Source organism: Akkermansiaceae bacterium (genome assembly GCA_024233115.1).
Taxonomy (GTDB): domain Bacteria; phylum Verrucomicrobiota; class Verrucomicrobiia; order Verrucomicrobiales; family Akkermansiaceae; genus Oceaniferula.
The window spans coordinates 788,155-803,243 of the sequence record JACKQB010000001.1 but is presented as its reverse complement, the minus strand read 5'-3'; the positions used below and the strand labels follow the sequence as shown (position 1 = coordinate 803,243).

Genomic DNA, 15,089 nt, shown 5'->3' with positions numbered 1-15,089 from the left:
GCTATTCATCCTCTTCCACGGGAACGGCGCGCAATGGCTGGCCACCAGGAGTAGCCCCCGGTGGAACATCCTCCTCGTCCTCCTCGACGGGAATGGCACGCAACGGACGGGGGTCCTCTCCACTTGGCACGATTCCCTCGTCCTCATCTTCCTCCACGGGGATGGCACGGGGTGCCGGGCTGTCATCGAGCACGCGTCCTTCTTGCTCCACGCCGTCTTCGTCCTCCTCGATCACCATCGCTTTGGGTGGTGGGGTAATGGCCTTTTTGATGTCTTTTTTGAAGTGCTCGAAAAAGGCGCTGACCATGGGAGCCGCTTTGCGCCCCCCACTCAGCCTCTCATTCGGCTTCCCCTCGTAGAGAGCCGCAAAGGCGTAGCGTGGGTTTTCGAGAGGAAAGAAACCGGCGAACCACGCGAGACGTTGATTCTTACTCTGGGGGCCCCACTGGGCGGTGCCGGTCTTACCGCAAAGCACGGTATAGCTCAGTCTGGCCTGCTTTCCGGTGCCGTAGCCTGCATGGACCACCTGCATCATCCCTTCGTGAACGATGTTCACCGCATTCGGATCGAGGTTGAGGAAGTTACGTCGCTCAGGATCGTTGGAAACGAGGACCATGCCATTAACACTCTGCACCTGCTTGACCAAACGGAGCTTCGGCAGTGCTTCTCCGTTGGCGATACCTGCCATCGCCTGGGCGACCTGGAGAGGCGAGGCAAGCATCACGCCCTGGCCGATGGCCAGGTTCGCAGTGTCACCGTCCATCATTTTCCGTTTATGGTGTTTGACCATCCATTCGTTGGTCGGGATGAGGCCGTCTGTTTCACCGATGAGCGGCAGGCCTGTTTTTGAGCCGTATCCGAGTCGGCGTGCGACCGAAAGGAATGCAGATGGCCCGGTCTTGATACCCACCTGGTAGAACCACGGGTTACAGGATCTTGCGATGGCACGTTTGACGTTGATGTATCCTTCGGGTGAGGTCGACCAGTTGTGCATCCAGGTGTTGCCGATTTTGATTTTTGCAGGGCAATTGATCAGACTTTGTTCGTGCACCTCACCATTACTCAGTGCCGTGACCGCGACGACCGGCTTGAAGGTGGAGGCAGGTGGATAACCACCTTGAAACGCCCTGGCAAACAGGGGCGTGCCCGGGTCGTCCCGCAATGCCGCGTACTTTTCAGTGGTGATGTAGGGAATAAAATCATTCAGGTCGAAACAGGGCCTGGAGGCCATGGCCATCACTTCGCCGGTGTGGATGTCCACGACAACGAAGGCACCACGGTCACAGTAGCGTTTCAGCACACTTTCCGCATGTTTTTGCCAGCTCATATCGAGGCTGGTCACAATCGTACCGCCCGGGACCGGGCGCTTTTCGTATTTTTTCAGAACCAGGCTGCCATCAGCCTCATAGTCCTGCCGCAGCAAGCCCTCCTTGCCGGTAAGCTCCTTGTCAAAAATCTTCTCAAGCCCCGACCGGCCTTCGGCCCGTTCAAAAAGCGGATCGCCGTAATTGATCGGGCCTTTTTCCAGCTTACCCGAGCTACCCGTATAACCAATGATGTGGGCCGCGCACTCTCCCTGCGGGTAATAGCGCATGTAGACAGGGTGTAGAATCAGCCCCTTCATCAACTTGGTTTCGACCTCCTTTTTCTTGGCCTCATCCACCACGTGGGTCACAGGCATGGCAAGCCAGCGGCGGTGGCGATAATGCTCCCACAGGGCATCATCGCTTACGTCCCAGGAGATGCCAAACAGGGCGTTTGCCTGCTCAATGCGTTTACGCCCCCAATCAAGAACGTAGGCACGGTCAGCGTTTTCAAACTGGCCGAATTTCAATGCCGGGTACCAGACCACCCTGGTCTGGGCGAAGGGTTCGCCATGGCGGTCCGTGATCTGCCCCCTGGGTGCGGGGATGGACAGGGTCATGGTGCGGGCGTCCTTGCGACCGGTGACAGACCCCTCCAGCCCCTCGCCATTCTTGGGCTCCTGGACCACCCCGGCATCCTCACTGGGCACCGAAGGAGCTCCTGCAGGCGTTTCCACGGCTCCAGGAGCTTCACCCGGTTCAGCAGGCGCAGGTGCCGTTTGAGCCAAAAGGGAACACACGCCGACCCAGAGACTCGCGATCAAGCTCAAGCCGACCAACCTTGTCCGTTGACTCAAGGCGGGGGGAAAAATACGTTGTTGCTGTCGCATCACCATCAATATGCGCTCAGTTTTACACAGATCAGCCGGTTAGGCTATCAAGAATTTCGTAATGAATCGTGCCCCATTTGTCAGGTTTCGGCCTTTTCGCATATCTTTGGAAGCTCTCGTCATTTTGCCCACCAGGATCTTCGGCAAACTGCTACCCTGCACTTCCGCAGAGCCTAATGGTGACAATCATACCCGTTATTCTTAGGATCCCATAGTGGTTGTTGAAAATTCGACAACACATCCCGAACGTCCCCTCATATGCGGCTCCCGGTTTTCTAAAGAGTCGTATGTTCGCAGCATAGCGGCAATCATCAATACCATCTCGCAACAAAACTCTCCCTCCATTCTACAGGGGCAGCCTCACCGTAAACGTGCTCCCTTTTTCCAGTGTGCTGACCACCTCCACCCGGCCACCATGCTTCTCGGCGGCCGCCTTGACGATGGCCAGACCCAGGCCGCTGTGTCCGTCGGACCTGCGGGAGGAGTCCACCCGGTAAAACCGCTCGAACAGGTGCTCCAAATGCGCCGGGTCAATCCCCTGGCCATTATCCGTCACACTGAGCCGGATTCCGTCATCCTCAACGAGGCGCACAGAAACCTCCGACCCCGCGGGTGTGTGGTCAACGGCATTGGATACCAGGTTGCTGACCATCTCTGACAATGCCTGTGGATTTCCCCGGTAGGTCACATCATCCGCGGCAACCGATAATCTCGTTCCCCGTCCAGAGGCCACCGGCTGCAAGATCTCGCAAGCCTCCCGCACGATCGCGCCGAGATTGCAGGGCTCGTCCACCACCGCCAAGTCCTGGTGGGCCAGCGTCAGCAGAGAACCTATCAGCGTCTTCATCCGGTTGTTCATCCTTCCCGTGGTTTGCAAAATCTCACGGTATTCCTCCGGACTCCGGTCCCTTTTCAGCCCCCGCTGCACCTCGCTCTGGATGACGGTCACAGGGGTGCGCAACTCGTGGGAGGCGTCGGCAACAAACTGTTTTTGCTGACGGATCATCACTTCGAGCTGATCAAAGGTTGCGTTCAAAACATTACTCAGCGACGCCAGCTCATCGTTGGCTCCTGATGTCTCGATCCGCTCCGACAGATCCCCTTCTGAGATTCTCGACGCCGTGCTCGCAATCGCGCCGATGGGTTTGATCGCGCGTCCGGCAAGCCACCAACCACCGGCAAGCCCCACCAGCCACAAGCCGGCTCCACTCGCTGAGAGCAAATAGGCAAAGCGTCTGAGCTTCGCCATTTCACCAGAGACATTCATCCCGCTGACGATAACAAACTTCTGCGGCGTCCGGTAAACAAACAAGAGGTTGTTGCCATGCAACCACCTTCTGCGGTCGTTTTCCATCAGGGTCCCGTCTGACAATACTTCCTCCGGGGTGTTCTTTGAAACAAACAAGGGCTGCGCATTGTCATCCCAAGCTGCAAAATACGGTTTGCCCTCGGTCTCCGAGTCCACATGCCCCAACACCTTCAGTGCCGCGTCCGGCTCCAGCGCCAGTTTTTGCAATCCGGCACGCAGCTCCTCCTTGCTCACCGGGTCTCCGCGTTTTCCATCCTCCTGCGGCGTAAATACCAGCTCCGTTTCAAGCCCCCTGTTAAAGTTTCTGAGATCCTCGTGCAGCTTCGCCATCCTTTCCGACCTGACGATCCGATAAGCCAGGATACAGAGGACCACGATCACTAACAAAAGAATCAGTGCATGCCAAAGCTGCAAACTCCACCGTAACGATTTAAAAGGACGCATCATCAGATTATTCCGGTATTAGGTATCCGTGCCCACGCCGGGTCACAATGAGCCCGGCACCCAGCTTTTTGCGCACGTTGGAAACATGCACATCCAACAGATTCGACATGGTGTCATCGTCGGCATCAAACAGATGCTCGTAAAGCTCCGCCCGGCTCACCACGCGCCCGCGCTGGAGGGCGAGGTATTCGACCAAGGCGTATTCCCGCGCCGTCACCGACACCATTTCACCGCCATGACTGACCTCCCTGGCAGCCAGGTCGAGCCTAACATCACCCAACTCAATCACCCGCGCCGCCTCACCGCTGGCGCGTCTGATCAATGCCCGCAACCTGGCCATCAACTCCTCGATGTCGAACGGCTTCACCAGATAATCATCCGCACCGCCATCCAGGCCGCGAATGCGGTCGGCGACGCCATCCCGCGCGGTTAGCATCAGCACCGGGGTCTTCTTGATTTTCCTCAACTCCTTCAGCAAAGACCAGCCGTCCATCACCGGCAGCATCCCGTCGAGCACAATGCAATCGTAGTCCGCCTCCTTGGCAAAATACAGTCCCTCACCTCCGTCCGCGGCGGCGTCGACGGCGTAGTTTTCCTCCCGCAGGTTGGCAACCAAGCTACGGAGCAAATCGGGATCGTCTTCGATGACCAGCAGTCTCATACGTTTTGTCTGTTGTTATTCATGACGCAATGCATCGATGGGATCAAGGGCGGATGCCCGGCGCGCCGGCATAAATCCGAACAAGACCCCGACGGCACCAGAAAACAAAAAGGAGACAAGGTTGATTTGCACATCAAAGACATATGGCACCGCAATGACCCTCGAAAGCACCATGCAAAGGCCGAAGGCCAACGCCACACCGACCAATCCGCCGATGAAGGCGAGCGTCACGGCCTCGACCAGGAATTGCAGCAACACCTCGCGTGCCCTCGCGCCCACCGCGAGACGGATCCCTATTTCCCTCGTTCGCTCGGTCACGGACACGAGCATGATATTCATAATGCCTATCCCGCCCACAAGCAGACTGACGCCGGCCACCGCCCCGAGCAGTGTGGTCATCACCTGTGTCGAGGAACTAACAGCCTCGGCAATCTGGCGTGTGTCAACCACCGTGAAGTCGTCATCCTCGTTCTTCTGCAAATTACGGCGTTCGCGCATCAGGTCCCCTATTTCATCAATGATCGCGGTGGTATCGGCAGCATCTTCCGTCGAGATCATAATGGTGCCGACGTTTTGCGCGGATTGCCTGCCCACCAAACGCCTCTGCAAAGTGGTGATCGGCATCACGATCGTATCATCCTGATCGCGCCCCGGCCCGGCCTGACCCTTGGTTTTCAAGACCCCGATGATCTCGATCGAGGATTTCCCCAGCCGGATTTTTTTTCCAACAGGATCGCTCGTTCCAAAAAGTTCACTTTTCACCGTGCTGCCAATCACGCAGACCGCCTTGCCGGCAACCAGGTCGGACTCCTCAAAAAATCGACCACTTTCCAGGCTCCAGTTGCCCACGGAGAAGTAATCCGGGGTTGTCCCCGACACCTCCGTATTACGCGCATTCTGCAGATAAATCGTGCTGATGTTCGTCGAGGACACAGGTGCCACCTTCACCAACCCGGCCACCTGCTGCTCAATGGCGGTGGCATCCGTCAGGGTAAAGTTAGGCACGCCGGAACCTGGTCGACCCGGACCGAAGCCCTCGCCGGGTCGCAGCACTAACAGGTTGCTTCCCAGATTGGAAATCTGTTTCTTCACGGCACTGGTCGCGCCCTGTCCCAGGGTAACCATCGTAATCACCGCAGCGACTCCAATGATGATCCCCAAAACCGTTAGAAACGCGCGCGTCAGATTCCTCCGAATCTCACTAAGGGCAATGTATAAAGCATTTAAAAACATAATAATCGTTAAGGGTTCATTTTATCCGATCGGATCAGTCCATCGACCACCCGAATCTGGCGTTTTGCGTATTCGGCGACATCATCCTCGTGCGTGACCATCAGGATGGTGATGCCAAAGTCCTTGTTGAGGTTTACTAACAGACTCATGATTTCATGGCTGGTTTTCGTATCGAGGTTTCCCGTCGGTTCATCCGCAAAAAGTGTGCTCGGCTTACTCACCAGCGCACGCGCAATCGCCACGCGTTGCTGCTGGCCGCCGGAAAGCTCGGCAGGCGTGTTCTTGAGTTTGTCACCCATGCCCACGGACTCCAGAGCCTCCGCGGCCCGCGCCCTCCGCTCGCGCCCGGAGAACCCCTGGTAAAGCAGAGGCAACTCGACGTTTTCCCGGGCTGACGTCCTGGCCAACAGGTTGAACCCTTGAAACACAAAGCCCAGGGCATAGCGCCTCAACAGCGAGCGCTCATCCGCATTCAGCTCACCCACTTCAATGCCCGTGTATTGATACTGCCCGCTTGTCGGCACATCCAGGCAGCCCAACAGATTCATCAATGTCGATTTCCCGGACCCGCTCGGACCCATCACCGACACAAATTCACCTTTGAAAATGGATAAATCCACACCTTTCAACGCCTCGAACCTGGCGGCACCCTGACCGTATGCCTTGGTGATGCCTTTCAGATCGATTAATGCTTCCTGTTTCATGATGTCTGCGTTTTCTCCCTGATAATGACCTCCATGCCCTCTTTCAATTCGGGGCCCATCACCTCCGTCGAGCGGCCGTCCGTCACCCCTGTTTTGACAGGTATTGCCCGGGGTGCACCGTCATCGAACACCCAGATGACTTTCATCGGTCCACCCCCCTTTTCCCCGGAGGGGCCCTGTGGTGGCGGCCCACCCTCACCTGCCTGGGCATTGCCGTTTTTACGTTTTCCCGGTCTTGGCGGGCGGGCGACCAGACTTTCGACAAAACTTTTACCCGAGCCCTGCCCCGCCTCCTTGGGGCCGGCATCCGGATTGAAACGCAATGCCTGGTTGGCAACAACAAACACATCCTTCCGCTCGGTCACCTGGATATCCGCCGTTGCCGTCATTCCAGGACGCAGGCTTAGGTCGTCGTTCGCCACCTCCAGTTCAGATTCATACGTGACCACGTTGTCCGTAATTTCCGAGGCATAGGACACCTTGACCACCTTGGCCTCGAAGCTGCGGCCCGGCCATGCGTCGACGCTGAATTTTGCCTTCTGGCCTTCCTTGATCCCGCCGATGTCGGCCTCGGAAACGGATACCTCCAACTTCATTTTTGTCAGGCTCTCCGCCACCACAAACAACTCCGGCGCCGCAAACTGCGCGGCCACGGTCTGCCCCGGCTCAACGCTGCGCGACAAAACAATGCCGTTGATCGGCGACTTGATCTCGGATTTATCCAGATCACTTTGGATCACCTTCATCTCAGCCTCCGCCTTTTTCACCGAGGCTTCTGCCGATGCGACGTCTGCCTGCGCCCGGTCCCTGGCCGCAACCGCGATATCCAGATCCGCTTGCGACGGAGTTCTGCCGCCACTGATGCGATGCAGCTCCTGCAGTCGTTTCAGCGATGACTCACTTTCAGCCAATGTCGCCTTCGCCAGACTGACGTTCGCCTGGGCAACCGCCAGCGACGCCTGCAAGCTGTGCATTTGCTGCGTCAGCTTGGTGGTGTCGAGAACCGCCATCACCTGTCCCTCCTTCACGGTGTCGTTGTAATCGACGAGAACCTCTTTCATCGTGCCCGATATCTCACTACCGACACTCACCTCATTGGTGGGCTCCAGATTACCGGTCGCCGTCACCGTGAGCGAGATACTTCCCTTGCTGAGTTTTTCCGTGGAGTAGTCCGGCATACCATCATCTCTGCCCTGGTAGTATTTCTGGTATCCCAATACCACGCCGCCTATCATGAGCAGCAGGAGCACGATGAAAATCATCCGTTTGCGCCGGGAAGGTCTGCCAGCTCTGATCTTTTCTGCTAGATCACCATCTTGTTGTTTTGTTTTCATATATCTGTGTAAAAAAATCGGGTTCATAAAATTGCATCATCACTTCTTCCAGCCACCACCGAGCGCCTTGTAAAGGGCCACGAAGGAGGATGATCGGTCGGCTCTAACCGTCACCGCCTGTTCTTGCAGAGAGAGCCGCGATTGCTGTGTGTCCAGGACGGTGGTGATATCGACGACGCCAGCCTCATAACGTTGGCGCGCCAGTTGCTCGGCATCCCGCGCCGCCGCCAAGGCCTTGGCGGTGATCGCTGCACGTTCCTCGTTTTTCTGACAGGCAACCAGCGCATCCTGCACCTCGGATAAGGCGGTAAGCACCTGCTTCCTGTAGTTCTGCAATGCCTGCTCCTGCTGCTCGCTCTGAATCGCGATCTGACTGCGGATTTTTCCACCGTCGAAAATGGGAGACGTCAGCCCGGCGATGACGTTGGCCGCCACCCGTTCGGGGTTCAACAAATGGGAGGCGACGCTCGAATCCACCCCGAGGCTGCCATTCAGACTGAGCGACGGCATACGCGCCGCCTCCGCGGAATGCGTGCGGTAAACCGCCGCCAACCAGGCGTAGCCGGCACCACGGACATCCGGACGCTGTCGCATGGTGTCGGCGGGAATGCCGACAGCCAGTTTTCTCGGGGGCTCGGGCAGTTTGCCTGTCCGTTTGGCAAGCAGGTCATCAAGCGCACCGGGAGATTTTCCAGCCAGGAGTGCCAGCGAGTTTTTCGCACTTTCAATAGCTTGCTCCAAGGTGGGAATCGACGACCGCACCTGCTCCACATTGCTCTTCGCCCGCTGCGCATCCAAGGCATCCCCCTGACCAGCCTGCTCACGCCATGATGCGAGCTCTAGCGTGCTCTCCAGGATCTTGACGTTTTCCCGCACCACCGCCAGCCGGGATTCGGCGGCGCGCAGGTTGAGGTAGGCAAGCGCGACCTCCGAAGCCAGCGAGGCCTGCACCGAGCGCAAAGTTTCCTCCGCCTCCGAAAGATCCGCCCCGGCTGCCGCCACAGACGCTTTCTGTTTGCCAAAAAGATCCACCTCCCAGGACGCATTCAATCCGGCGGAGTAGAGTTTTGTATGATCACTCACAGCCGCACCGGTCGCTGAATCAGACCGCGTCCAACCATCACTGGAGCCAAGACCACCTGTTAGCGTGGGCAAGAGCGCACTGCCCTCCGAAGATCTGCGGGCGCGGGATTCCCGGACCACCGAGTGGGCGGATTTCAGGCTGGGGCTGGACTCGATGGACTCCCGGATCAAGGCGGTCAGCACCGGATCATGGAACTCTCCCCACCACTTGCTCAAATCCACAGAAACTGTCGCCTGCGAAAAACCGGCACCCGTTTTCCATGATGCGGGAAGTTTCACCGCGTCCATCGACCGTGCGCGTGGACTCATTGTCTGGCATCCGGTGGCCACCACCGCAATCAACGGAAGGACGGTGCGCCAGCGGGCGTTAAACCTGGGTAGAAATCGACTGATGTGTGGTTTCATTGCGCCGCATCATTGCACAACGAACCTTTAGTTAAGGTGAAGAGCCGAAATTATTATCAACAAATTTATCCGCTGCCCCGTAGGACTCAATCAACCGGCGCCGTCAGTCACGCCGGGACAGGTATTTTTCCAAGTCCGCCTAATTCTTCACCTGCGCGAGTTCCGTGTTATTTCTGATACACCCTCACCCAGTCGATTTCCATCCATGCCGGGTATTGAGCCGGATCCGCCTGGCCCACCCATTTTCCTCCGATCTGCATTGATAACAGAAAGTAAAAGGGCTGCTTGAAAGGATACTGCTCCGGCCCTTTGGACGGCACACGCGGGTAAGTATGGGTCGCCTTCCCATTCACGGTGAATACAATTTTGTCGGCATCCCACTCGGCTCCATACGTGTTCCAGTCGTCTCGCTTAATCGGCGCTGTGCCTCCTTTTTTCGGTGTATTGGTTTTATCCAGCTTGGTGGTGTATTCGGAGTGCACCGTCTGATAGATTTTATGGTCAAAATTCAAGTGTTCCATCAGATCGATTTCACCATTTTGCGGCCACTGTCCCTTAACCCCCAACATCCAAAGCGCAGGCCAGGCACCTTGCGCACTTTTAAACCGGGCCCTGATCTGCACTTTACCATAGTTGAAGGAGAACTTCCCTTTGCTTGTCACTCCAGCTGTGATGAATGGGGCGGGGTCATCCGCCTTGTCATTGACGATACCTCGTAGCTGCAGAATGCCATTTTCGATTTTCAATAACCGGGGGTCGTCCGACATCGTATTATTCCAGTCCGATCGACCACGCTTGCACCGCGACCAGTTTTTTTTATTCAGTGACGCCTGGTCAAAATCGTCCTGCCAGATCAGCTTCCACGGCTTTGCGACAGGTGATGATGGAGGTTCCGCCCTAACCAACGGCATAGAGCACGCCAAGCAGGCGGAAAGAACGAGATAAGCTGGAGAAGGAAAAACGGACATCGTGACGGGCATCATTACTCTACCAGGATGAGGTATCTTACAAGCAAGCTGGAGCATGCGCCATTTCAATTTCACTCGCAATCCCAGCTACTTCATGTTTGTTTGGGTTGAATCCCATCCATTGCTCATCACCAATCATGTCCGGTCATTTTTTAATTATCAACCCGAACACGCTCACCACCCCCTACCCGGTTTTCCCCTTAGGTCTCGCCGTGGTCGAGCAGACCCTGATGAATGCCGGATACAAAACCAGGGTTTGGGATATTCAGATTTCCGACACCACCCTCAGGGATACCATTGCTGCATTCAGGCCGGACTACATCGGCATCTCGCTTCGCAATATCGATAATGTCAATTCAAGGTCACCGCTGGGATACATCGACAACCTACGTGAACTGGTCGAAGACATCCGGAAATCGACTGCTGTGCCGGTCATTCTCGGAGGTAGCGGCTTTTCCCTTTTCCCCGAGGAAATCATGTCGCTCACCCGCGCCGACTTCGGCGTCGTTGGTGAGGCCGATGTTGCATTACCCGCTTTGTTAAAAGTGATCGACCAGCAGGGCGACTTCGCATCGGTGCCCGGGGTCTATTTTCGGACCAACGACAAGTTGCACAGCTCCCCCATGCAGCCGATCGAGCCGCAGCGCATCGAACTCGCCAACTACGACCCCTGCCTGTCCCATTATTATGGCAAGGAGAGCACGATCCTGTCGGTGCAGACCCAGCGTGGTTGTGCCTTCCGCTGTTGTTATTGCACCTACCCCTTGATCGAAGGAAGAGAGCCCCGCAGTCGCGATATGGATGATGTCTGTGACGATATTGAACGCGCACTGGCGGCCGGGGCGCCGTATGTGTTTATGGTCGACTCCGTGCTGAACTCAACCAGTCGGCACCTTCTCGACTTGTGCAACAAGATCATCCGCCGTGGACTCAAATTCCCGTGGGGTGGTTTTCTCCGACCCCAGTTTATCACCGATGAACTGGCCAGCGCGGCGAAAGAGGCCGGGATGAAACATGCCGAACTTGGCTCGGACAGCTTTTCCAATACCATGCTGAAGTCATATCAGAAGCCGTTCACTTTCGAACAGATCCTCGAAAGCCAGCAGGCACTTGACAGACAGAAAATTACCAGTTGCCACTTCATCATCCTCGGGGGCCCCAAGGAAACGCCCGGGACGCTGGACGAGACATTTCGCAATGCGGATTTGTTAGGAGACAGCCTGATCCTGCCATCCACCGGTATGCGCATCTACCCGAGGACCGATCTGGCGAGGGTCGCGATCGAGGAGGGGGTCATCACTGAAGACCAGCCGCTGATCAAGCCAACCTTCTATTTATCCCCGAAAATCACCCAGGAACATATCGACGCGAGGATGAAGGAGCGTTTCGACAACACCGACAATTGGATCGATTTTCAGGACGAGGAACTTTTCACCACCGTCCGCGAAACCTTCCACAAACGCAAAATCGCCGGTCCGCTATGGGAATACATGAGTGTTTTCAAGCGGATGGCCCGCTAAACACCCATTGCGCCTATTTTGCTAATGTGCCGACTGGCTTAAATTCGTCCTTGAAAATCAGCGGATTAGCTCCAGATTGCTTTCAACGACAGGGGAGTCCCGCGACCGGGGACTGAGACGTGCTGCCCGCGCCACGCAAACCCTCCGAACCTGCCACGGCTAGCACCGGCGAAGGGAGTCGCATTTTTCATTCCGAGAAATCCACCCTGCCCGTTGTGTCTTCCGCAACGGGCTTTTTTATTCCATTTCAAACAAAATACTCATCATGATCGAAGACATCACACCCGAAAACTCCCACCAGCGCTCCGACTACACCGGCAACTTCATCGAGGACATCGATAACTCCGAGGAACTCGAAGCCATCGCCAAAGACCCGACCATTTTCCCCAACTCGACCCGCGTATATGTGCAGGGAGAAATCCACGAGTCTGTCAAAGTCCCAATGCGAGAGATCAGGCTGTCGGACACAGAACACCAGAACGGTCGGGTAGAAAAGAACGCCCCCATCCGTGTGTACGATTGTTCCGGTCCGTGGGGCGACCCTGACTTTGATGGTGATGTCACCCAAGGCCTCCCTGCCCTGCGCCGACAGTGGATCCTCGACCGCGGTGATGTGGAGGAATATGACGGCCGTGCAGTCACAGCAGCCGACAACGGCTACCTCTCAAAAGCTCATGCGGAAAAATACAACGAGACCAAAGAGTCCAAGAACAAGCTCAAGGAATACCCCGGACTGAAGCGCAAGCCACTGAAAGCCAAGTCACATCCCGTCACCCAGAAATGGTATGCCGACCAAGGCATCATCACCCCCGAGATGGAGTTCATCGCCATCCGCGAGAACATGGGACGCTTGCAGGAATTTAAAACCATCTGTGACCAGTATCCCGATCTGGAAAAGGCACCCAACGAAGTGCTCTCACGTCTCGATCAGATCTGCAGCTCACCTGAGAACTATGAAATGCCACGACCCTCAGAGATCGACCCTTTCAAACAGGTCTCACGTAACGCGATGAATCACCAGCATCCGGGTCAACCATTTGGAGCCAAGATCCCGAAGACAATCACACCCGAGTTCGTGCGCTCCGAGGTCGCACGGGGCCGCGCCATCATCCCCGCCAATATCAACCACCCGGAAAACGAGCCTATGATCATCGGCCGCAACTTCCTGGTGAAAATCAACGCCAACATCGGCAACTCCGCGGTCGCGTCCACCATCGATGAAGAGGTGGAGAAAATGCGCTGGTCCACGAAATGGGGCGCCGACACCGTCATGGACTTGAGCACGGGCAAAAACATCCACGCCACCCGCGAGTGGATCCTGCGCAACTCCCCCGTCCCCATCGGCACCGTGCCGATCTATCAGGCGCTGGAAAAGGTCAACGGCAAGATCGAGGACCTCACTTGGGAGCTGTTCCGCGACACCCTCATTGAGCAAGCCGAGCAAGGAGTCGACTACTTCACCATCCACGCCGCCGTGCTCAAGGACTTTGTGCCTCACACCGCCCGCCGGATGACCGGAATCGTCTCACGCGGTGGCTCGATCATGGCGAAGTGGGCACTGCACCATAACGCGGAAAATTTCCTCTACACCCACTGGGACGACATCTGCGACATCTGCGCCGCCTACGATGTTTCCTTTAGCATTGGCGATGGGCTCCGCCCCGGCTCCATCGCCGACGCCAACGACTACGCCCAGCTCGCCGAGCTTGAGGTGCAGGGAGAACTCACCACCCGCGCCTGGGCGAAGGGTTGCCAGGTCATGAACGAGGGCCCCGGCCACGTTCCGCTCCACCTCATCCAGGAAAATATGCAGAAACAACTGGAGTGGTGCCACGAGGCGCCGTTCTACACCCTCGGGCCGCTGACAACCGACATCGCCCCCGGATACGACCACATCACGTCGGCCATCGGCGCTGCCAACATTGGTTGGTATGGTTGTGCCATGCTCTGCTACGTCACACCGAAAGAGCACCTCGGCCTGCCTAACAGGGACGACGTGCGCGAGGGGGTGATCACCTACAAGATCGCCGCCCACGCCGCCGACCTCGCCAAAGGCCACCCCGCCGCCCAGGAGCGCGACAACGCCATTTCCAAGGCCCGCTTCGAGTTCCGCTGGCGCGACCAGTTCGCCCTCGGACTCGATCCCGCACGCGCCATCGACTTCCACGATGAGACCCTGCCCGCCGAAGGCGCCAAAACCGCCCACTTCTGCTCCATGTGCGGACCTACATTCTGCTCGATGAAAATCACCGCAGATGTGCGTAAGTATGCCGCTGAAAACGGCTACACAGATCCGTCGGATCCGTCGGATCAGACCGATCTGAACCTAATCACCGCGTCATGAAAAAACTCCGCCCCACCGGCGGCTACCGTAAACTCGCGTCATTCCAGACGACCACCCTCATCTACGATGCCACGGTAGCCTTCTGTAAAAAATTCATCGATCCCTACTCGCGCACCAGCGATCAAATGATCCAGGCGGCGCGAAGTGGCCGCCAGAACATTGCCGAAGGAAACCGCGCCGGCTCCACCAGCACCCACTCCGAGCTGAAGCTCACCAATGTAGCCCGCGCCTCCCAGGAGGAGCTGTTACTGGATTTTGAGGATTACCTCCGTCAGAATGATCTCCCGCTCTGGCCGAAGGAAGCCCCGGAGGCATCCCAGGTCCGGGCACTGGCACGCCAGTGCCAAAAACAAGATCCGTCGGATCGGTCTGATCAGACGGATCGTAGTCTCCCCAACGACGCCGGGGACCGGGCCCGCTACGCACTCTACCGCCCCTGGCTCGAACATGAGTCCGCCGCCACCCGAGCCAACGCCATCATCTGCCTGATCCACCAGGCAAACTTCCTGCTCGACCAGCAGCTCATCGCCATGGAGCAGGCTTTTGTAGAAGACGGAGGCTACCGTGAAACCCTCGCCACCGCCCGCATCGCGAAGCGAAACCAAGATCGGTCCGATCACTCAGATCCGTCCAATCCGACGGCTCAGACCGATCAAAAACACCAGCCCCCCAATGCCCGGCCTGCAACAAACCCATGGCCATCCGCATCGCCAAATCCGGCCCCAACCAAGGCTCCCAGTTCTGGGGCTGCACCGGCTACCCCGACTGCAAGCAAACCATGCCGGCATAGCCATCCCAGTGGATGACGGCCATCCCAAAGGTCATTATTTCCACTCCGCAACCTTTCAGTTTCAATTGCCGAATACCCTCCTGATTTTTTTTCGTTCGCA

General features: G+C 57.0%; 10 protein-coding genes, 1 pseudogene and 1 riboswitch. Of the genes and pseudogenes, 3 read left to right on the top strand and 8 right to left on the bottom strand.

Annotation, left to right across the window (positions count from 1 at the left end; translation table 11 throughout):
* Window position 1 precedes the first annotated feature (1 nt).
* The 8 genes from H7A51_03355 to H7A51_03320 form a co-directional block, all read right to left on the bottom strand.
* A complete protein-coding gene (locus H7A51_03355) occupies window positions 2-2,041 on the bottom strand; it encodes a hypothetical protein (protein MCP5535254.1) in 2,040 nt (679 codons plus the stop codon).
* A gap of 499 nt (window positions 2,042-2,540) precedes the next feature.
* Window positions 2,541-3,950 (bottom strand): HAMP domain-containing protein, encoded by a 1,410-nt coding sequence (locus tag H7A51_03350; GenBank protein MCP5535253.1) that lies wholly within the window; start codon window positions 3,948-3,950, stop codon window positions 2,541-2,543.
* 4 nt (window positions 3,951-3,954) lie between these two features.
* Window positions 3,955-4,608, bottom strand: a complete 654-nt coding sequence (locus H7A51_03345) for a response regulator transcription factor (protein ID MCP5535252.1) — start codon at window positions 4,606-4,608, stop codon at window positions 3,955-3,957.
* A gap of 15 nt (window positions 4,609-4,623) precedes the next feature.
* Window positions 4,624-5,841 carry an ABC transporter permease gene (locus H7A51_03340; GenBank protein ID MCP5535251.1) on the bottom strand — a complete coding sequence of 406 codons (1,218 nt, stop codon included), beginning with the start codon at window positions 5,839-5,841 and terminating at the stop codon, window positions 4,624-4,626.
* 8 nt (window positions 5,842-5,849) lie between these two features.
* On the bottom strand, window positions 5,850-6,545 hold the full coding sequence (locus tag H7A51_03335; protein MCP5535250.1) for an ABC transporter ATP-binding protein: 696 nt from the start codon (window positions 6,543-6,545) through the stop codon (window positions 5,850-5,852).
* A complete protein-coding gene (locus H7A51_03330) occupies window positions 6,542-7,879 on the bottom strand; it encodes an efflux RND transporter periplasmic adaptor subunit (GenBank protein MCP5535249.1) in 1,338 nt (445 codons plus the stop codon). The genes H7A51_03335 and H7A51_03330 overlap by 4 nt, the downstream gene beginning before the upstream one ends.
* A 39-nt stretch (window positions 7,880-7,918) precedes the next feature.
* Window positions 7,919-9,367, bottom strand: coding sequence for an efflux transporter outer membrane subunit (locus H7A51_03325; GenBank protein ID MCP5535248.1), 1,449 nt, complete (start codon window positions 9,365-9,367; stop codon window positions 7,919-7,921).
* A 167-nt stretch (window positions 9,368-9,534) separates the two neighbouring features.
* Complete coding sequence (locus H7A51_03320; GenBank protein MCP5535247.1) at window positions 9,535-10,347, bottom strand: glycoside hydrolase family 16 protein; 813 nt, start codon at window positions 10,345-10,347, stop codon at window positions 9,535-9,537.
* A 125-nt stretch (window positions 10,348-10,472) separates the two neighbouring features.
* Between H7A51_03320 and H7A51_03315 the strand changes: the two genes are divergently transcribed.
* From H7A51_03315 to H7A51_03305, 3 genes and pseudogenes are all read left to right on the top strand, one after another.
* Complete coding sequence (locus H7A51_03315) at window positions 10,473-11,855, top strand: cobalamin B12-binding domain-containing protein (GenBank protein ID MCP5535246.1); 1,383 nt, start codon at window positions 10,473-10,475, stop codon at window positions 11,853-11,855.
* 80 nt (window positions 11,856-11,935) lie between these two features.
* A riboswitch (TPP riboswitch) is annotated at window positions 11,936-12,049 on the top strand.
* Window positions 12,050-12,120: 71 nt separating this feature from the next.
* Window positions 12,121-14,199 carry a phosphomethylpyrimidine synthase ThiC gene (gene thiC / locus H7A51_03310; protein ID MCP5535245.1) on the top strand — a complete coding sequence of 693 codons (2,079 nt, stop codon included), beginning with the start codon at window positions 12,121-12,123 and terminating at the stop codon, window positions 14,197-14,199.
* Window positions 14,196-14,989 (top strand): annotated as a pseudogene (locus H7A51_03305) (topoisomerase DNA-binding C4 zinc finger domain-containing protein). The gene thiC and the pseudogene H7A51_03305 overlap by 4 nt, the downstream one beginning before the upstream one ends.
* Window positions 14,990-15,089 lie beyond the last annotated feature (100 nt).

What these genes read in the sequence shown, in the direction of transcription:
- H7A51_03350 (MCP5535253.1), bottom strand. Translation starts at nt 3,950, where the DNA reads ATGATGCGTCCTTTTAAATCGTTACGGTGGAGTTTGCAGCTTTGGCAT.
- H7A51_03345 (MCP5535252.1), bottom strand. Translation starts at nt 4,608, where the DNA reads ATGAGACTGCTGGTCATCGAAGACGATCCCGATTTGCTCCGTAGCTTG.
- H7A51_03340 (MCP5535251.1), bottom strand. Translation starts at nt 5,841, where the DNA reads ATGTTTTTAAATGCTTTATACATTGCCCTTAGTGAGATTCGGAGGAAT.
- H7A51_03335 (MCP5535250.1), bottom strand. Translation starts at nt 6,545, where the DNA reads ATGAAACAGGAAGCATTAATCGATCTGAAAGGCATCACCAAGGCATAC.
- H7A51_03330 (MCP5535249.1), bottom strand. Translation starts at nt 7,879, where the DNA reads ATGAAAACAAAACAACAAGATGGTGATCTAGCAGAAAAGATCAGAGCT.
- H7A51_03325 (MCP5535248.1), bottom strand. Translation starts at nt 9,367, where the DNA reads ATGAAACCACACATCAGTCGATTTCTACCCAGGTTTAACGCCCGCTGG.
- H7A51_03320 (MCP5535247.1), bottom strand. Translation starts at nt 10,347, where the DNA reads ATGCCCGTCACGATGTCCGTTTTTCCTTCTCCAGCTTATCTCGTTCTT.
- H7A51_03315 (MCP5535246.1), top strand. Translation starts at nt 10,473, where the DNA reads ATGTCCGGTCATTTTTTAATTATCAACCCGAACACGCTCACCACCCCC.
- thiC (MCP5535245.1), top strand. Translation starts at nt 12,121, where the DNA reads ATGATCGAAGACATCACACCCGAAAACTCCCACCAGCGCTCCGACTAC.